The organism is Pseudomonas sp. P4_B4 (assembly GCF_056402255.1).
The window spans coordinates 53,480-72,364 of record NZ_JBFUHS010000037.1 but is presented as its reverse complement, the minus strand read 5'-3'; the positions used below and the strand labels follow the sequence as shown (position 1 = coordinate 72,364).

Genomic DNA, 18,885 nt, shown 5'->3' with positions numbered 1-18,885 from the left:
ATCAATGTTGATTGAAAGGACGCTTTCGCGAGCAAGTCGGATCGCCGCACCGCCGCTCCCACATTGGATCTGTGATGATTTGCAGATTGTATTCGCACAAGGAAGGAACAGATTTTGCTGTCTGATGTGATCGACGCCATTGCGTCGGCGTCATTAGTGGCTCAATTTAGCGTCATTGCCTCGGAAGGCCTTCGCATTTCATGTCATCGACTTCGTTCCGCCAGTCTCTGCGTCGCCTTTGGGCGCTGGATAAATTCAGCTACAGCGTGCGGGTATTCATTGCCCTGACCGGCACCATGGCGCTGTGTTGGTATCAGGATGAAATGGGCCTGCTGATCCCGTTGTTCCTGGGGATTATCGCCAGTGCCCTGGCCGAAACCGACGACAGTTGGCAGGGCCGTATCAACGCGCTGGCCGTGACGCTGGTGTGTTTCGCGGTTGCCGCCCTGTCTGTCGAACTGCTCTTCCCCTACCCCTCGCTGTTTATCATCGCCTTCGCCCTGGCCGCGTTCTGCCTGACCATGCTTGGCGCCCTCGGCGAGCGCTACGGCGCGATTGCCTCGGCGACGCTGATTCTGTCGGTCTACACCATGATCGGCGTGGACCAGCGTGGCGGCGCGGTCACCGATGTCTGGCACGAGCCGTTGCTGCTGGTGGCCGGTGCTGCCTGGTACGGGTTGCTGTCGGTGTTGTGGCAGGCGCTGTTTTCCAATCAGCCGGTGCAGCAGAGCCTGGCGCGCCTGTTCCGCGAGCTGGGCTTTTACCTGAAGCTCAAATCCTCGCTGTTCGAGCCGATCCGGCAGATGGACGTGGAGGCGCGGCGCCTGGAATTGGCCCAGCAGAACGGCCGGGTAGTGGCGGCATTGAACGCCGCCAAGGAGATCATCCTGCACCGGGTCGGCAACGGTCGCCCGGGGTCGAAAGTCAGCCGCTACCTCAAGCTGTACTTCCTCGCCCAGGACATCCACGAACGCGCTAGCTCATCGCACTACCCGTATAACGCCCTGGCCGACGCCTTCTTCCACAGCGACGTACTGTTCCGCTGCCAACGCCTGTTGCGCCAGCAAGGCAAGGCCTGCCGGGCCCTGGCCGAGTCGATCCAGATGCGCCAGCCGTTCACCTATGACGCCAGTTTCGCCGAGGCCCTGAGCGACCTCGATGCCTCTCTCGAACACCTGCGCATCCAGAGCAACCCGGCCTGGCGCGGTTTGCTGCGTTCACTGCGGGCACTGGCGGCCAACCTCGGCACTCTCGACCGCTTGCTCAGCGATGCCAGTAACCCCGACGCCCTGGCCGACGCCACCGACAGCAGCCTGCTCGACCGTTCGCCGCGCAGCCTCAAGGACGTGTGGCTTCGCTTGCGCACGCAGCTGACGCCGACCTCGCTGCTGTTCCGCCATGCCCTGCGATTGCCCCTGGCCTTGAGCATCGGCTACGCCATGGTGCATTTGATTCACCCGTCCCAAGGCTACTGGATCATTCTCACTACGCTGTTCGTCTGCCAACCGAACTACGGCGCCACCCGCCGCAAACTTGGTCAACGAATCATCGGCACCGCCATCGGCCTGACCCTGGCCTGGGCGCTGTTCGACCTGTTCCCGAACCCGCTGATCCAGTCGTGTTTCGCTATTGCCGCCGGCGTGGTGTTCTTTACCAACCGCACCACCCGCTACACCCTGGCGACGGCGGCAATCACCTTGATGGTGCTGTTCTGCTTCAACCAGGTGGGCGACGGGTACGGACTGTTCCTGCCACGGTTGTTCGATACCTTGCTCGGCAGCCTCATTGCCGGGCTGGCGGTGTTCCTGTTCCTGCCGGACTGGCAGGGCCGACGCCTGAACAAAGTGCTGGCCAACACCCTGGCCTGCAACAGCATTTACTTGCGTCAGATCATGCAGCAATACGCGGCAGGCAAAAGCGACGACCTGGCTTACCGCCTGGCCCGCCGCAACGCGCACAACGCCGACGCGGCGCTGTCGACCACGCTGGCCAACATGCTGATGGAGCCGGGACACTTTCGTAAGGAAGCGGATGTGGGCTTCCGCTTCCTGGTGCTGTCGCACACGCTGCTCAGTTACCTGTCGGGCCTGGGCGCGCACCGGGAAACCCAACTGCCGGCGGACGTGCGCGAGCATTTGATCGATGGGGCCGGGGTGAAACTGGCCGCCAGTATCGACGAGATCGCCCAAAGGCTGGCGAGCAAGTCTTCGATTGCGATTCAGAGCGATGAAGAAGAAGCACTGGCCAATGAACTGGAACAGATGCCTGATGAAATCGATGAGGGGCAGCGGTTGGTGCAGACGCAACTGGCGTTGATTTGTCGGCAGTTGGGGCCGTTGCGGACGTTGGCGGCGCATCTCATCAAGGACACCAGTGAAGATTGAGATCTCTTGTGTCTGGGCGGGCCCCTTCGCGGGCAAGCCCGCTCCCACAAGAAACTTCGCCGCGCCAAAGATCAACTTATAGCTTGATGCTTGCGGCTTGAAGCTGCCCCTCTACATCCCATGCTGCCTCATCAACTTGTCATAACTCCCGTCCGCCTTCATCGCCGCGATCTCGCGGTCGAAACCGGCGACGATCCGTGCATGCTCGGGATTCTTCAGGCTGACCATAATATGCAGGCTGTTCTCGCTTAATGGTTTGGGCAGGAATTCCACGGCGTTTCGCACCTTGGGTGACTCACGGGCCAGGTAGTAGCGGGCGACGAATTCATCTTCCAGCGTCAGCTTGACCCGGTCGGCCGCGAGCATGCGCACCGCCATGGCGAAACTGTGTACAGGGATTTTCTGCAACGAGTCGTCGTTGTCGAACGCGGGCGAATACGCGTATCCACGCACGATAGCGATCGGATAAGTGTGCAATTGCTGCAGGTTATTGAATTCGATGGGCTCGTCTTTGCGCTTGAGAAAGCGCACGCGATTGAGCAGGTACTCGCCGGAGAACTGGCCAAGCCTGGTCCGCTCCTCGGTGTACCAGGCGTTGACCAGCACGTCGTATCGGCCCTCACCCAATCCCATCAAGGCCCGTGCCCAGGGCACCTGCTCGAACTCACTGGCATAGCCGGCCCTGGCGAGCGCGGTACTGACAATGTCCGTGGCCAAACCACCATTGACGAGCGTGGCGTCGGTAAAGGGCGGCCAGGCATCAGCGACCAACCGCAGTTTTTCTGCCGCCGCTCCCTGAACCAGCAACAGCAATCCAATCAAGGCCAAAGCTCGATGCAATCGCGGCATGCTAGAAAATCCTTAGCGGGCGGGTTGCCCGACGTGTTTTCAGCCAAAACCCCAAGGCCCCTGTACCGGCAAGACCCGGGTACTCAACATTAGCTCATCGACGCCACAGCACAGCGCTTCGATCCAGATTACACAAAGAAGACATCTGCGCGAGAAATGAATGATGGCATTTTGGCCTTTGTCACAGATTCTTCCACCATAAAGACTTCTGACGTGAGTGCGCTTAGTATCGGAACGACGTTTTCAGGGAATCAAAACATGACAGTCGATTGGATCTGCAAACACCACAGCGACCTGGGCAAGGAGCAGCTGTACGCCATTTTGCAGTTGCGTGCAGAAGTGTTCGTCGTCGAGCAGCAATGCGCTTATCAAGACGTGGATGGCCAGGACCTGGAAGGTGACACTTGCCACTTGATGGCCTGGGACGGCAATCAACTGGTGGCCTATCTGCGGCTGCTCGACCCGGAACTGCAAGGCGGGGACGTAGTGATCGGTCGGGTGATCATTGCTCCACACGCACGAGGCGCCGGGCTTGGACATGAGTTGATGGACCAGGCGTTGAAACAGATTGAAGAACGCTGGCCGGAAACGCCGATCTACCTCTCGGCCCAGACGCATTTGCAGGGGTATTACGGGCGGTACGGGTTTGTCGTGACGGGCGAGGAGTTTGTCGAGGATGGCATTCCACACATCGGGATGCGTCGTTCCTGAAGCCCCTTTCGCGAGCAGGCTCGCTCCCACACTGGATTGCGTTCACAACCAAAATCAACCGTGGGAGCGAGCCTGCTCGCGAAGGCGTCAGCTCAGTCACCACTGGCGTCAGGGATACTCCAGCACCGCCTTGATCTGCCGCAGATTACGCTCGATCCACCCGCGATCAATCGCCCCCCACTCGCGAATCCGATAGCGCCCCGCATGGTTGCGCGCGCCCTCTTCCTGCTCGAACTCACAAATGATATCCAGATCCGCCAACGCCGCGATGGTGTCCTGTGCCGTGCGCCGGGGCATGCCGGTGACCTCGGTCAGCGCCGGGACACTGCTGGCCAGCCCGCTGTCGATCAGGTACGCCACGTACAACCGACGATAGAAGCTGCTCTTGGTCTTGCTCACGTCCATCCACACACTCCTTGTTGCGATTCTCGGCGGCGATAGCTATTGCATGTCCCGCCACGTCAGGTATACCCGCACATCAAACTCCACCTGGTGATAACCCGGCAGCATGTGTTCGCACAGTTTGTAGAATGCCTTGTTGTGGTCCGATTCCTTGAAGTGCGCCAGTTCATGCACCACGATCATTTTCAGGAACTCGCAAGGCGCTTCCTTGAACAGCGACGCGATGCGGATTTCCTTCTTGGACTTGAGTTTGCCGCCCTGCACCCGGGAAATCGTGGTGTGCAGGCCAAGGGCACGGTGGGTCAGGTCCAGGCGGTTGTCGAACAGCACCTTGTCGATGGCCGGGGCATTACGCAGGAATTCCTGCTTGAGGTCCAGGGCATAGGTGTACAGCGCCTTGTCGCTCTGCACCCCGTGCTTTTGCGGGTAACGCTGGCTCAGGTAATCGCCCAGCCGACCGTCGGCGATCAGCTGGCGCACCTGATCCTGCAAGGTAGCGGGATAAGCCTGGAGATATTTCAACACGGTCATCGGGGCGGCAATACAGGTCACTAAAAGGTCGCCAGTGTAGCGAATTCAGCGGGGCAGCGCGCTCCAGTCAAACGGCTGGACAAAGACCCCGGTGTCTTCGGCCATCATCGGCCGGGCCACCAGAAAACCTTGCACATATTCACAGCCATTGGCTTGCAGCCATTCAAACTGCGCGGCGGTTTCCACCCCTTCGGCAATCACCAGCATCCCGAACTGTTTGCACAGGTCGATCACACTGCGCACCAGCGCCGCATCCCGTACCGACTCTGGCAACCGGGCAATCAAATGGCGATCGATCTTGAGGGTATCCAGCTCCAGGTCGCGCAAGTGCGTCAGGGAGCAGGGGCCGGCCCCGAAGTCATCCAATGCCACTCGTACGCCCAGATTGTGCAGCAGGCGCAATTGCTTGCGGGTTTCTTCGGGGTTGAGCATCAAGGCCTCTTCCGTGACCTCGACTTCCAGATGACGCGGTTGCAAGCCATGGCGCTCCAGCACCTGGCGCAACTCGGTGACCAGGTTGGGCATGCCGAACTGCGTACTGCTCAAGCTGACGCCGAGCACCAGGTCCTCGGTAAACAGAGCCCCCCAGGCTTTGCGTTGCCCGATGCCGCGATGGTAAATCCAGCTGCCCAGGCGACTGATCAACCGCACCTCCTCCAGCAATGGCAAAAACAGCCCTGGGGGGACATCGCCAACGCTCGGATGCTGCCAGCGCAACAGGGCCTCGAAGCCACGAGTCCGCCCGTCGACAATCGCAACCTGAGGCTGATACACCAGATTGAATTCCCGGTTCTCAATGGCCGTGCGCACACTTTCTTCCAGCATCAGTCGCGAGCGCGCCCGACCGTTCATTTCATGATCGTAGAAGCGATATTGTTGGCGGCCGGCACGCTTGGCTTCGTACATGGCGATGTCGGCCGCCCGCAGCATCCCGTCGAGGTTGGCGCCACAATCAGGGAACGTGGCGATGCCGATGCTGGCACCCAGGGCGATATCGAAGCCGTCGATCTGCTGACAGATCGACACTCGCTCGATGAGCTTCTCGGCAATCTTCGCCGCCTGCTCGGGGAACTCCAGATCCAGCAACGCAATGAATTCGTCGCCGCCCATCCGCGCCAGAATGTCGAAGGGCCGCAGGCAAGCCTTCAACTGTTCGCAGACCCAGCGCAGCACCCGATCGCCGGCATCGTGCCCGAGCGAATCATTGACTCGCTTGAAGCCGTCGAGGTCCAGGTACATCAAGACCCAGGAACTGTCGGAACGCTCACCGCGCAACAGCAGGTTCTCTACGGTCTGGTAGAGCCCCCGGCGGTTGAGCAATCCGGTCAGCGGATCGGTGACCGCCTGAAACTCCAGTTGCTGATGCAGATGGCGCACCACCGACATGTCCAGCACGGTCACTACCATCGCCTGTTGCTCGGCGGGCAATGGCGCGCAGGACAAGGCCACCGGTACCTGCTGGCCGGGCGCCGTTCGTAGCAGGGCATCGTGCAGGCGCAGGGTTTCACCGCGTTTGTATCCGGCCAGCAACTCGGAATCGGCCCAGATCGGGATATGCGGTTTTTGCAGGTAGTCCACAAACTCCTTGCCTTGCAGTTCCTGCACCGTGGCATTGAGCAAGCGTGACATCGCCGGATTGGCAAAACGAATCAGACCGTCCTCACCCAATACCAGAATGCCTTCGGCAGCGTTATCCAGCACCGACGCATTAAAGGCACGAGCGGCTTCCAGATCATGACTCAGGCGCTGCAAGACTCGGCGGTTACGCTGGTGTTCGAGTAACGCCTGGACCTTGGGCGTGAAGACCTGTGGATCGAACGGCTTGAACAGGTAATCCACCGCACCACTGGCATAGCCCTTGATCACGGCGTCCCGGGACTGTTCGTTGGCGGCCAGGAAAATGATCGGCGTGAGACGGGTCCGCTGGCTACCGCGCATCAGGCGCGCCACTTCATAGCCGTCCATGCCCGGCATCTGCACATCCAGCAGCACCAGGTCGATGTCGTGTTCAAGTAACAAGCCGAGGGCCTCGAAACCCGAGGCGGCAGTAATGACCCGCCAGTCCTGGCGCTGTAACAACGCGCGCATGCTGATCAGGTTTTCAGGGTAATCGTCGACGACTAAAAGGGTCGAGCCGCCTTCTACTGGCGTGGGTTGCGCGCATTCCATGCTGCCTCTCTAATTGCGGGGGTGTCAGGCCGGCTTCTCGTGAAAACCGGACAAATACGGTGCCATCACTCTAGACCCGGTTCTGCAAAAGCAGAAGGTGTCAGTAAGCCATCATATAATCATTGTGTCTTTTTACCGACTAGCGGTCGATGGTTCAGTTCCATGAAAACCGGGAAGATGGCATCTTAGACAGGATGTTGACGTCAACCACCCGTCAGACAAGCGTTAACAAAATATCCCGCTACGCTTATAAAGGCCGCCCCAAAGGTGCGGTCTAGAGCTTCTGGCACGCCCGTTCAGCATGAATCGAGTGGAAGAACCGACATGATCGATCTCGCAAGCTGGAACCTCAGCGTTCCCGTTGGCAACCCGCCGTACACCGTCGAAACCGCCAAACTGGTGGATGGCTTCAAGGATCAATACTTCCACTCCGACACCGGCACGTTGTTTTTCTGGACGCCCGTGACCGGCTCCCGTACCGAAAACGCGATTTACCCACGCACCGAATTGCGTGAAACCTACAGCAACGGCACGTTGAAAAACTGGTACTACCCCGACGCTGACAACTCCCTGCATGCGACCCTTTCGGTCAGCCAGGTACCCAGCTCGGGCAAGATCGTCATTGGCCAGATCCACGCCTATAACAGCCAGAAGCCCATGGTGAAGGTCGAGTATCAATACAAAACCTACAGCTCGACCGGCAACATCGTCGCCAAAGTCCGCATGCACCCCGACGACACCCCCCGAGTCATCACCATCGCCACCGGCGTGAAACTCAATCAGGAATTCTCCTACCTCATCCACCTCAGCCCCGGCGGTGCATTGGGCATCAGTGCGGCGGGCTATCAGTGGAATACCGATATCAGCGCGATGTGGCGTGATAAGCCGCTGTACTTCAAGGCCGGCGTCTATGTGCAGGACAACACGGGGTACACAAGCGAAGGCGGGGAAGTGACGTTCAGCAAGCTGGATATTGATCACAATCAATAGCCCGAACCCTTTGTGGCGAGGGAGCTTGCTCCCGCTGGGCCGGTCCGCGTTCGGGCGAAGCAGCCCCAACGCCGAAGGCGAGAGCTTCGCTCTCGAACGGGAGCAAGCTCCCTCGCTACAAAAGCCCGCGTCATATATTTCTCTCGCCCACAAAAAACCCGCCTCTCGGCGGGTTTTTCATCAAGGCAGTTTAACGCTCAGGCTTAGTTGACCTTGGCGTTCAACTCACCTTTCAGGTAACGCTGATACATGCCTTCCAGCGAGATCGCCTTGATCTTCGAAGCGTTGCCGGCAGTGCCGAAGGCTTCGTAGCGAGCGATACACACGTCGCGCATGGCTGTGACTGTGGCGCCGAAGAATTTACGTGGGTCGAACTCGCTCGGGTTGGTAGCCATCAGGCGACGCATTGCGCCAGTGGATGCCAGGCGCAGGTCGGTGTCGATGTTGACCTTGCGCACGCCGTGCTTGATGCCTTCGACGATTTCTTCAACCGGTACGCCGTAGGTTTCCTTGATGTCGCCGCCGTACTGGTTGATGATCGCCAGCCACTCTTGCGGAACCGAAGACGAACCGTGCATCACCAGGTGAGTGTTCGGAATGCGCTTGTGGATCTCTTTGATGCGGTCGATGGCCAGCACGTCGCCGGTAGGCGGTTTGGTGAACTTGTACGCGCCGTGGCTGGTACCGATGGCGATTGCCAGGGCATCAACCTGAGTGCGTTTTACGAAGTCAGCGGCTTCTTCCGGGTCGGTCAGCATCTGGCTGTGATCCAGAACGCCTTCGGCGCCGATGCCGTCTTCTTCACCGGCCATGCCGGTTTCCAGCGAACCCAGGCAGCCCAGTTCGCCTTCTACCGAAACGCCGCAGGCGTGAGCCATGGCCACGGTTTGTTGGGTAACACGCACGTTGTAGTCGTAGTCGGTCGGGGTCTTGCCGTCTTCGCCCAGGGAACCGTCCATCATCACCGAGCTGAAACCCAGTTGAATGGAGCGCTGGCAGACGTCAGGGCTGGTGCCGTGGTCCTGGTGCATGCACACCGGGATGTGCGGGAATTCTTCGATGGCTGCCAGGATCAGGTGACGCAGGAACGGTGCGCCGGCGTATTTGCGAGCACCGGCCGAAGCCTGGACGATCACCGGGGAGTCAGTCTTGTCAGCGGCTTCCATGATGGCGCGCATCTGCTCAAGGTTGTTGACGTTGAAGGCTGGAACGCCGTAGCCGAACTCGGCTGCGTGGTCCAGCATCTGGCGCATGCTGATAAGTGCCATTGTGTATATCTCTCCCGGTTGAGGGTCGTTAATCGTGCCAGCCTGCCGTAGCGGCGGCGGCTATTCAAGTTTTTGCAGATCGGGGGTTGGCCCGGACTGCGGATTCGGGTGTTGCAAAAATCTCAAGAACTACACCCCCCCCCCCCCCCCCCCCCCCCGCTCCCACATTTTGACCTCTGCGTATCAGATAAATCGTGTTACTGCGCTTTACAACCGCGGCCGATCAAATCATTGGTGGCGACCCAGTAAACCAGGCCTTCCTCACCTTTTATGTGAAACGCCAGCATGTCATTGCTGTACAGCGAACCTGATGCACCCGGTTCCTGCTTCAAGCGGTAGACCTGATCGGCACCACCCAGGCGCACGTCGACTTCCCTGCGGCTGTCGTCGGTGTAGCGCCACAGCACCTTGGCCTGGCTGTCGCAGGTCCAGGTGGTCCAGTTATCCACAGGCGCGGACGACTGGAACAGGTTCAACTGAGCACAACCCGCCAACAACGCCAATGCCGCAACTGCGATAAAACCTTTCATCCGTGCCCCTCAACTGACGGCGCACGCCGCCAGCCCTGAGTAATGAGTCAGACCCGTCAAGGGCAGCCATGTTCCTTGGCGGGTGCCTGGGTCTCGTATTTGTCCAGGCCTTCCGGCCCGGAACGCTTGTTGAGCACCGGGTTGGTTTCGGCCTGCCAGTCAGCCTGGTAGCAGCCTTTGTCCGACTCGGACGGCGCAGATTCCGGGGTGGCCTTCGGGTTACTCCCGCACGCCACCAACGAACCTGCGACGATCAACAGCGCTAACGTCTTGACCATTTCAACACTCCCTTGCCTGGTCAAACGGGCGACCCTCAGGCCTTGGCCCGACTTTCCAGGACTTCAACGGCTGGCAGGACCTTGCCTTCGACGAATTCGAGGAACGCGCCACCGCCGGTAGAAATGTAGGAGATCTGCTCGGCAACGCCATATTTGTCGATGGCCGCCAGAGTGTCGCCGCCGCCAGCGATGGAGAACGCCGCGCTGTCCGCGATGGCCTGGGCCAGCACTTTGGTACCGTTACCGAACTGATCGAATTCGAACACGCCGACCGGACCGTTCCACAGGATGGTTTGCGACGACTTCAGCAGCTCGGCGAAATTCGCCGCGGTCTGCGGGCCGATGTCCAGGATCATGTCGTCGGCAGCGACGTCAGCGATCAGCTTGACGGTCGCGGCGGCGCTTTCAGCGAATTCCTTGGCAACCACCACGTCCACTGGCAGCGGTACGCTGACCTTGGCGGCGATGGCGCGAGCGGTGTCCAGCAGGTCTGGCTCGTACAGGGATTTACCGACCGGGTGACCGGCCGCCGCCAGGAAGGTGTTGGCAATACCGCCGCCAACGATCAACTGGTTGCAGATCTGGCTCAGGCTGTTCAGCACGTCGAGTTTGGTCGACACCTTGGAGCCGGCGACAATGGCCGCCATTGGCTGGGCCGGGGCGCCCAGGGCTTTGCCCAGTGCGTCCAGTTCAGCGGCCAGCAGCGGGCCGGCAGCAGCGACTTTGGCGAACTTGGCCACGCCGTGGGTCGAACCCTCGGCACGGTGAGCGGTGCCGAAGGCGTCCATCACGAACACGTCGCACAGGGCGGCGTATTGCTGGGCCAGTTCGTCAGCGTTCTTTTTCTCGCCTTTGTTGAAGCGCACGTTTTCGAACAGCACGATGTCGCCCGCTTTCACGTCAACACCGCCCAGGTAATCGGCCACCAGCGGCACTTCACGCCCCAGAGCCTTGCTCAGGTAGTCGGCGACTGGCTGGAGGCTGTTCTCGGCCGAGAACTCGCCTTCGGTCGGACGGCCAAGGTGCGAGCAGACCATCACGGCCGCGCCTTTTTCCAGGGCCAGCTTGATGGTCGGCAGCGAGGCCAGGATACGCGCATCGCTGGTGACAACACCGTCCTTGACTGGGACGTTGAGGTCTTCGCGGATCAATACGCGCTTACCTTGCAGATCGAGGTCGGACATCTTCAACACGGTCATGGGTCGCACTTCCTACGGTTTTTTTGAAATTGCTGTTTGCAGATAGTGTTCTGCAACGTCCAGCATTCGGTTGGCAAAACCCCATTCGTTGTCGAACCAGGCCAGGATGTTCACCAGCCGAGGGCCGGAAACGCGGGTCTGACTGGCATCGACGATGGCCGAATGTGGGTCATGGTTGAAATCACAGCTTGCGTGGGGTAGCTCGGTATAGGCCAGCAGGCCTTTGAGCGGGCCGCTGGTGGCGGCTTCGCGCAGGATCCGGTTGACCTCGGTGGCGTCGGTCGCTGTGGCGGTCTGCATCGTGATATCGAGGCAGGACACGTTGACCGTCGGCACCCGCACGGCTTTGGCCTGAATTCGCCCGGCAAGTTCCGGCAACAGGCGCTCGATACCTCGCGCCAGACCGGTGGACACCGGAATCACCGACTGGAACGCCGAACGGGTGCGGCGCAGGTCTTCGTGGTGATAGGCATCGATGACCGGCTGATCGTTCATCGCCGAATGAATGGTGGTGATCGACACGTAGTCCAGGCCAATGGCCTGATTCAGCAGGCGCAACAGCGGCACGCCGCAGTTGGTGGTGCAGGACGCGTTGGACACCAGCAACTCGTCACCGGTCAGGCAATCCTGGTTCACGCCATAGACGATGGTTGCGTCGACGTCCGTCTCGCTGGCCATCGGCTGGGAAAACAGTACACGCGGGGCGCCGGCGTCGAGGAAACGCTGGCCGTCTTCGCGGGTGTGGTAAGCGCCGGAGCACTCCAGCACCAGATCGACGCCCAGGGACGCCCAATCGATGCCTTCGGGGGTGGCACTGCGCAGGACCTTCACGCAGTCGCCATTGATATGCAGACAATCGCCGTCGACCTTCACTTCACCGGGGAACCGGCCATGGGTGGAGTCGAAGCGTGTCAGGTATTCGATGCTGGCCATGTCCGCCAGATCGTTGATCGCGACAATCTCGAACCCAGCCTTGTCGCCTCGCTCGAACAACGCACGCAAGACGCAACGACCAATCCGGCCGTAGCCGTTGAGTGCAACTTTGTAGGGACGCGGTTGAGGCATGGGGTTCTCGATTACCGTGGTGAATCCATCAGTTTTGTGTCGTTTGAACCGACGCTATCGCGAGCAGGCTCGCTCCTACATGGGCGATGTAGAACCCTGTAGGAGCGAGCCTGCTCGCGAAGGCATCAGCCAAGACAACATCACTGTCGGACTTAGTCTTCCAGCAGCTCTTCAGCCTGACCCAGGATGTTTTCCAGGGTGAAGCCGAACTCTTCGAACAAGGCCGACGCAGGCGCCGACTCGCCGTAGGTGGTCATGCCGATCACGCGGCCTTCCAGGCCCACGTACTTGTACCAGTAGTCCGCATGGGAAGCCTCGATGGCGATACGGGCGCTGACCTGCAACGGCAGGACCGATTGCTTGTAGCCGGCTTCCTGGGCATCGAACACGCTGGTGCATGGCATGGAAACCACGCGAACCTTGCGGCCTTGCTCGGTCAGTTTGTCGAAGGCTTGAACAGCCAGGCCGACTTCCGAACCGGTAGCGATCAGGATCAGCTCAGGCTCGCCCGCGCAGTCCTTGAGCACATAGCCACCACGGCTGATGTCGGCGATCTGGCCGGCATCACGGGTTTGGTGCTGCAGGTTCTGACGCGAGAAGATCAGGGCCGAAGGACCGTCCTTGCGCTCCAGCGCGTACTTCCAGCTAACCGCCGATTCAACGGCGTCGGCTGGGCGCCAGGTGTCGAGGTTCGGCGTGCAGCGCAGGCTGGCCAGTTGCTCGATTGGCTGGTGAGTCGGGCCGTCTTCGCCCAGACCGATGGAGTCGTGGGTGTAGACGTGGATCACACGCTGCTTCATCAGGGCTGACATGCGCACCGCGTTGCGCGCGTATTCCATGAACATCAGGAAGGTCGCGCCGTAAGGCACCAGGCCGCCGTGCAGGGCAACGCCGTTCATGATCGCGGTCATGCCGAACTCGCGCACGCCGTAATACATGTAGTTGCCGCTGGCGTCTTCGGCGGTGACGCCTTTGCAACCTTTCCACAGGGTCAGGTTGGAACCGGCCAGGTCAGCCGAACCGCCGAGGAACTCAGGCAGTAACGGGCCGAATGCGTTCAGGGCATTCTGGCTGGCTTTACGGCTGGCAATGGTTTCGCCCTTGGCGGCCACTTCGGCGATGTAGGCCGAGGCTTTTTCCGAGAAGTCAGCCGGCAGATCGCCGCTCAGACGACGTACCAGTTCGCTGGCTTCGGCAGGGAATGCTGCGGAGTAGGCAGCGAAACGCTGATCCCACTCGGCTTCCACGGCGCGACCGGTTTCCTTGGCGTCCCACTCGGCGTAGATATCGGCCGGGATTTCGAACGGGCCGTGATTCCATTTCAGCGCCGCACGGGTCAGGGCGATTTCCGCGTCACCCAGCGGGGCGCCGTGGCAGTCTTCCTTGCCTTGCTTGTTCGGCGAACCGAAGCCGATGGTGGTCTTGCAGCAGATCAGGGTTGGCTGCGCGCTCTTGCGGGCCGTCTCGATCGCAGTCTTGATCTCTTCCGGGTCGTGACCGTCGACATTGCGGATCACTTGCCAGTTGTAGGACTCAAAACGCTTCGGCGTGTCGTCGGTGAACCAGCCTTCGACTTCGCCATCGATGGAGATGCCGTTGTCATCGTAGAAGGCGATCAGCTTGCCCAGGCCCAGGGTACCGGCCAGGGAAGCGACTTCGTGGGAAATGCCTTCCATCATGCAGCCATCACCCAGGAACACATAGGTGTGGTGGTCGACGATGTTGTGGCCAGGACGGTTGAACTGCGCTGCCATGACTTTTTCAGCCAGGGCAAAACCCACGGCGTTGGCCAGGCCCTGGCCCAGTGGACCGGTGGTGGTTTCCACGCCCGGGGTGTAGCCGAGTTCCGGGTGGCCCGGGGTACGGCTGTGCAGTTGACGGAACTGCTTCAGGTCGTCGATCGACAGGTCGTAGCCGGTCAGGTGCAGCAGCGAGTAGATCAACATCGAGCCATGGCCGTTGGACAGCACGAAGCGGTCACGGTCGGCGAACGATGGATTGCTCGGGTTGTGCTTGAGGTAGTCGCGCCAAAGTACCTCGGCGATATCCGCCATACCCATCGGGGCACCGGGATGGCCGCTGTTGGCTTTTTGCACGGCATCCATGCTGAGGGCACGAATGGCGTTGGCACGCTCACGACGGCTAGGCATCGCTGTTCTCCTGGGGGCTTGAATAAAACGAAACGGAAAAAAGGCGAGCATTTTCCCTCACCGGGACACCTCGGGGCAATGACAGATAGTCATCTGAAGGCGTTTTTCCAATGGATAACGGCGGTTTCGTTTGGTGAAACCTTTCCGCCGCCCGTTTGTTGACTGAAGCTAACGTTAAAAACGTGCCATCTATCGAGCAATATCAAAACTTTTTGATATTGCTCTTGCGATGCCTTCGACCCGTGACTAGACTGCCGGCCTTATGAATTTACGCGTGCCCTCCATTCAACATGACGATTGCGATGAGCTGGCAGCCTTGTGCAAGGCTGGCGGCGATCCCCTGCGGTTGAATGTCTTGCGCGCACTGGCCAACGACTCGTTCGGCGTACTGGAACTGGCACAGATCTTCGGCATCGGCCAGTCAGGCATGAGCCACCACCTCAAGGTACTGGCCCAGGCCGACCTGGTGGCGACGCGCCGCGAAGGCAATGCGATTTTCTACCGTCGCGCCCTGCCCCACACCGAACTGCTGGGCGGAAAATTGCACGCAGCCCTGCTCGAAGAAGTGGACAACCTGACGCTGCCGACTGACGTACAGTCGCGCATCACCCAGGTCCATGGGCAACGGGCGGCCGCCAGCCAGGACTTTTTCTCACGGGTTGCGGAGAAGTTTCGCGCCCAGCAAGACTTGATCGCCGGCCTGCCGCAATACCGCGAAAGCGTGGTGGCCCTGCTCGACAAGCTGAGCTTCGACAAAGACGCCACGGCCATTGAAGTCGGCCCCGGCGATGGTGCATTCCTGCCGGAACTTGCGCGCCGCTTCGCGCAAGTCACGGCGCTGGATAACAGCAGCGCGATGCTCGAACTGGCGCGCCAGGTCTGCGAACGCGACAAGCTGACTAACGTTAGCCTGCAATTGGCCGATGCATTGAACGGCGTCAGCCTCAAGGCCGATTGCGTGGTACTGAACATGGTGCTGCACCATTTTGCCGCGCCGGCCGATGCGCTCAAGCATATGGCCAATTTGCTGCAACCAGGCGGTAGCCTGTTAGTGACAGAGTTATGTAGCCACAACCAGAGTTGGGCCAAGGAGGCCTGCGGTGATCTCTGGTTGGGGTTTGAACAGGACGATCTGGCCCGTTGGGCCACCGCTGCGGGACTCGTTCCCGGGGAAAGCCTCTATGTAGGCTTACGTAATGGTTTCCAGATCCAGGTCCGCCATTTTCAGCGGCCGGCTGGCGACACTCACCATCGGTAATTTCAGGAAAACATCGAGATGAGCGAATACTCCCTTTTCACCTCCGAGTCCGTGTCTGAAGGGCATCCGGACAAAATCGCCGACCAGATTTCTGATGCGGTGCTGGACGCCATCATTGCTGAAGACAAGTTCGCCCGTGTGGCGTGCGAGACTCTGGTGAAAACGGGCGTGGCGATCATCGCCGGCGAAGTCACCACTTCCGCCTGGGTTGACCTGGAGCAGATCGTTCGTGACGTGATCACCAACATCGGCTACACCAGCTCCGACGTTGGCTTCGACGGCGCGACCTGCGGCGTGATGAACATCATCGGCAAGCAGTCCCCGGACATCAACCAAGGTGTCGACCGTGCCAAGCCTGAAGATCAGGGCGCCGGCGACCAGGGCCTGATGTTCGGCTACGCCAGCAATGAAACCGACGTGCTGATGCCAGCACCGATCACCTTCTCGCACCAGCTGGTACAGCGCCAGGCCGAAGCCCGTAAATCCGGCCTGCTGCCTTGGCTGCGTCCGGACGCCAAGTCGCAAGTGACCTGCCGTTACGAAAACGGCAAGGTTGTCGGTATCGATGCTGTCGTTCTGTCGACCCAGCACAACCCGGAAGTGTCGTACAACGACCTGCGCGAAGGCGTGATGGAGCTGATCGTCAAGCACGTGCTGCCTGCCGAACTGCTGAGCAAGGACACCCAGTTCCACATCAACCCGACCGGCCAGTTCATCATTGGCGGCCCGGTGGGTGACTGCGGCCTGACCGGTCGCAAGATCATCGTCGACAGCTACGGCGGCATGGCCCGTCACGGCGGCGGCGCGTTCTCCGGCAAGGATCCATCGAAGGTTGACCGTTCGGCGGCCTACGCCGGTCGTTACGTGGCCAAGAACATCGTTGCCGCCGGCCTGGCCGAGCGCTGCGAGATTCAGGTGTCCTACGCCATCGGCGTTGCCCAGCCGACTTCGATCTCGCTGAACACCTTCGGCACCGGCAAGATCAGTGACGACAAGATCGTCAAACTGGTCCGCGAAGTGTTCGATCTGCGTCCATACGCGATCACCACCATGCTCGACCTGCTGCACCCGATGTATCAGGAAACCGCTGCGTACGGCCACTTCGGTCGCACCCCGGCGACCAAGACCGTTGGTGACGACACCTTCACCACGTTCACCTGGGAAAAAACCGACCGCGCCGACGCTCTGCGTTCTGCTGCCGGCCTGTAAGATTCCCCCGCAACACCCGAAGCCCCGCACGGTTCGCGCCCTGCGGGGCTTTTTATTGGGATTCGCTTTACACCGCGTCGCGGCCTTCGCGGGCTTGCCCGCGAAGAGGCCAGCACAACCACCAGAAATACCCGGCAAAATACCCCCTCTCCGCGCCACCCAATACTGACCTAGCCTTCAAGCACCTCACCGAGCAAGGATGCTCAAGATGCTTCCCGACCTGCGCCTGTTTTTTGCCGCTCTACTGACCTTTACCTGCCTGACCGCCAGTGCCGCCGAGTGCCCGGACTGGCCATCCGAACGCGCCCTGAACGAAGTCGGCAAACTGCAACAGCAAATCGACTACTGGGACGACAGCTATCACCGTCAGGGACGCTCATTGGTTGCCGATGAACTCTACGACCAGTCCCGCGCGCAACTCATCCAATGGCGCCACTGCTTCAACCTGAGCCCGCCCGCAGACCCCTTGCGCACTGCGCGCGGCACGCTGCCCCACCCCATCTCCCACACCGGCCTGGACAAACTGCACGATCGGCCCGCCGTGGAAAAATGGCTGCGTGACCGGGTGGACGTCTGGGTCCAGCCTAAAATCGATGGTGTGGCGGTGACCCTGGTTTACCGCAACGGTCTGTTGGCCCAGGCAATCAGCCGCGGCGACGGCGAGAGCGGTCAGGACTGGACGGTTCCTGCGCGGCAGATTCCGGCCATCCCGCAACGGCTATCGCAGGCCCGGGACTTGATCGTGCAAGGCGAACTGTATTGGCGCCTGACCGATCACGTGCAGGCCCGGGCCGGTAGCCTCAATGCTCGTGCCTCGGTGGCAGGCCTGATGGCGCGCAAGGTGTTGAGCGCCGAACAGGCCGCCGGCATCGGCCTGTTTGTCTGGGACTGGCCCCAAGGGCCGGCGAGCGTGTCCGCACGTGCCGCGGCGCTGACTGCGCTGGGCTTCCCGAGTACCACGGCATACAGCCAGCCCATCGCCTCCGTCGTCGATGCCGAACGCTGGCGCGAATACTGGTATCGCTCCCCCCTGCCCTTTGCCAGCGATGGCGTGGTCCTGCGCCAGAACCAGCGCCCGGCCGCCGAACGCTGGCAGGCCAAGTCACCCTACTGGGCCATCGCCTGGAAATACCCCTTCGCACAGGCACTGGCCGAAGTCCGCCAGGTTCACTTCAGGATCGGCCGGACCGGGCGGATCACCCCGGTTCTTGAACTGACCCCGGTGAAGCTCGATGACCGGCAGATCAAACACGTCAGCGTCAGTTCGTTGCAACGCTGGCAGGCGCTGGACATACGCCCGGGTGATCAGGTCGCCATCAGCCTGGCCGGGCTGACCATTCCCAGGCTCGATAGCGTTGTATTGCGCAGCAGCGTACGCGCCGAATTGAACGTGCCGGTGGCAGAGGACTTTCATTCATTGAGTTGCTGGCAACCGACTCCGGGCTGCGAGAGCCAGTTTCTCGCGCGCCTGACCTGGCTCAGCAGCAAACAGGGCCTGGCGCTGCCCAATGTGGGTCCGGGCACCTGGGAAAAACTTCTTGCAACAGGTCGCCTGAACGGTCTGCTGGATTGGTTGACCCTCGATGCCCAAGAGCTTGCTACCATTGACGGTTTCGGCGAGCGCAGTGCGGCTCGCCTTGCCGACAGTTTCAATCAAGCCCGGCAACGCCCGTTCGCGCACTGGCTGAAAGCCCTGGGATTGCCGCCGACAGGTCAGGCGCATCTCGGCGATGCATGGCAGGCACTGGCGCAGCGAGACCTCGAACAATGGCGGGCCGAGGCCGATATCGGGCCAGGGCGCGCGGCGCAACTGAACGCTTTTTTCCGCGATCCGCAGGTCCTGGCCTTGAGTGAAACGTTACGTGATGCGGGGATTGACGGCTTTTAGCTGT

16 protein-coding genes are annotated in these 18,885 nt (G+C 60.6%); 6 read left to right on the top strand and 10 right to left on the bottom strand.

Going from position 1 to position 18,885, the window contains the following annotated elements:
* Window positions 1–200: 200 nt before the first annotated feature.
* The gene (gene yccS / locus AC1DVE_RS26925) at window positions 201–2,384 is read left to right on the top strand and encodes a YccS family putative transporter (protein ID WP_223460477.1); all 2,184 of its coding nucleotides are present in this window, start codon (window positions 201–203) and stop codon (window positions 2,382–2,384) included.
* Window positions 2,385–2,495: 111 nt separating this feature from the next.
* Here yccS and AC1DVE_RS26920 read toward each other — a convergent pair whose 3' ends face one another.
* A complete protein-coding gene (locus AC1DVE_RS26920) occupies window positions 2,496–3,233 on the bottom strand; it encodes a substrate-binding periplasmic protein (RefSeq protein ID WP_223460479.1) in 738 nt (245 codons plus the stop codon).
* 258 nt (window positions 3,234–3,491) lie between these two features.
* Between AC1DVE_RS26920 and AC1DVE_RS26915 the strand changes: the two genes are divergently transcribed.
* Entirely contained in the window at window positions 3,492–3,944 is a 453-nt protein-coding gene (locus AC1DVE_RS26915) for a GNAT family N-acetyltransferase (protein WP_223460481.1), read from the top strand.
* Between the two features lie 108 nt (window positions 3,945–4,052).
* Here AC1DVE_RS26915 and AC1DVE_RS26910 read toward each other — a convergent pair whose 3' ends face one another.
* The 3 genes from AC1DVE_RS26910 to AC1DVE_RS26900 are packed head-to-tail and all read right to left on the bottom strand — an operon-like array spanning window position 4,053 to window position 7,046.
* Window positions 4,053–4,349 carry a winged helix-turn-helix domain-containing protein gene (locus AC1DVE_RS26910; RefSeq protein WP_090178776.1) on the bottom strand — a complete coding sequence of 99 codons (297 nt, stop codon included), beginning with the start codon at window positions 4,347–4,349 and terminating at the stop codon, window positions 4,053–4,055.
* A gap of 36 nt (window positions 4,350–4,385) precedes the next feature.
* The gene (locus tag AC1DVE_RS26905; protein WP_223460482.1) at window positions 4,386–4,877 is read right to left on the bottom strand and encodes a YgjP-like metallopeptidase domain-containing protein; all 492 of its coding nucleotides are present in this window, start codon (window positions 4,875–4,877) and stop codon (window positions 4,386–4,388) included.
* Between the two features lie 45 nt (window positions 4,878–4,922).
* The gene (locus AC1DVE_RS26900; protein ID WP_223460484.1) at window positions 4,923–7,046 is read right to left on the bottom strand and encodes a putative bifunctional diguanylate cyclase/phosphodiesterase; all 2,124 of its coding nucleotides are present in this window, start codon (window positions 7,044–7,046) and stop codon (window positions 4,923–4,925) included.
* A 324-nt stretch (window positions 7,047–7,370) separates the two neighbouring features.
* On the opposite strand from AC1DVE_RS26900, the gene AC1DVE_RS26895 reads away from it, so the two are divergent.
* The gene (locus AC1DVE_RS26895) at window positions 7,371–8,036 is read left to right on the top strand and encodes a polysaccharide lyase family 7 protein (RefSeq protein ID WP_223460486.1); all 666 of its coding nucleotides are present in this window, start codon (window positions 7,371–7,373) and stop codon (window positions 8,034–8,036) included.
* Between the two features lie 203 nt (window positions 8,037–8,239).
* On the opposite strand, the gene fba is transcribed toward AC1DVE_RS26895, so the two are convergent.
* From fba to tkt, 6 genes are all read right to left on the bottom strand, one after another.
* On the bottom strand, window positions 8,240–9,304 hold the full coding sequence (fba, locus tag AC1DVE_RS26890) for a class II fructose-bisphosphate aldolase (protein ID WP_007981624.1): 1,065 nt from the start codon (window positions 9,302–9,304) through the stop codon (window positions 8,240–8,242).
* A 197-nt stretch (window positions 9,305–9,501) separates the two neighbouring features.
* Complete coding sequence (locus tag AC1DVE_RS26885; protein ID WP_223460488.1) at window positions 9,502–9,834, bottom strand: MliC family protein; 333 nt, start codon at window positions 9,832–9,834, stop codon at window positions 9,502–9,504.
* A gap of 56 nt (window positions 9,835–9,890) precedes the next feature.
* A complete protein-coding gene (locus AC1DVE_RS26880) occupies window positions 9,891–10,112 on the bottom strand; it encodes a hypothetical protein (protein ID WP_223460491.1) in 222 nt (73 codons plus the stop codon).
* A gap of 35 nt (window positions 10,113–10,147) precedes the next feature.
* Complete coding sequence (locus tag AC1DVE_RS26875) at window positions 10,148–11,311, bottom strand: phosphoglycerate kinase (RefSeq protein ID WP_223460493.1); 1,164 nt, start codon at window positions 11,309–11,311, stop codon at window positions 10,148–10,150.
* A gap of 12 nt (window positions 11,312–11,323) precedes the next feature.
* The gene (gene epd, locus AC1DVE_RS26870) at window positions 11,324–12,376 is read right to left on the bottom strand and encodes an erythrose-4-phosphate dehydrogenase (protein WP_150725095.1); all 1,053 of its coding nucleotides are present in this window, start codon (window positions 12,374–12,376) and stop codon (window positions 11,324–11,326) included.
* 152 nt (window positions 12,377–12,528) lie between these two features.
* On the bottom strand, window positions 12,529–14,526 hold the full coding sequence (tkt, locus tag AC1DVE_RS26865) for a transketolase (RefSeq protein WP_223460494.1): 1,998 nt from the start codon (window positions 14,524–14,526) through the stop codon (window positions 12,529–12,531).
* Window positions 14,527–14,788: 262 nt separating this feature from the next.
* On the opposite strand from tkt, the gene AC1DVE_RS26860 reads away from it, so the two are divergent.
* The 3 genes from AC1DVE_RS26860 to ligB all read left to right on the top strand — a co-directional run bounded on the left by AC1DVE_RS26860 (window position 14,789) and on the right by ligB (window position 18,881).
* A complete protein-coding gene (locus AC1DVE_RS26860; protein WP_046039312.1) occupies window positions 14,789–15,784 on the top strand; it encodes an ArsR/SmtB family transcription factor in 996 nt (331 codons plus the stop codon).
* 18 nt (window positions 15,785–15,802) lie between these two features.
* The gene (gene metK / locus AC1DVE_RS26855; protein ID WP_008050251.1) at window positions 15,803–16,993 is read left to right on the top strand and encodes a methionine adenosyltransferase; all 1,191 of its coding nucleotides are present in this window, start codon (window positions 15,803–15,805) and stop codon (window positions 16,991–16,993) included.
* Window positions 16,994–17,201: 208 nt separating this feature from the next.
* Complete coding sequence (gene ligB / locus AC1DVE_RS26850; protein ID WP_223460498.1) at window positions 17,202–18,881, top strand: NAD-dependent DNA ligase LigB; 1,680 nt, start codon at window positions 17,202–17,204, stop codon at window positions 18,879–18,881.
* Window positions 18,882–18,885 lie beyond the last annotated feature (4 nt).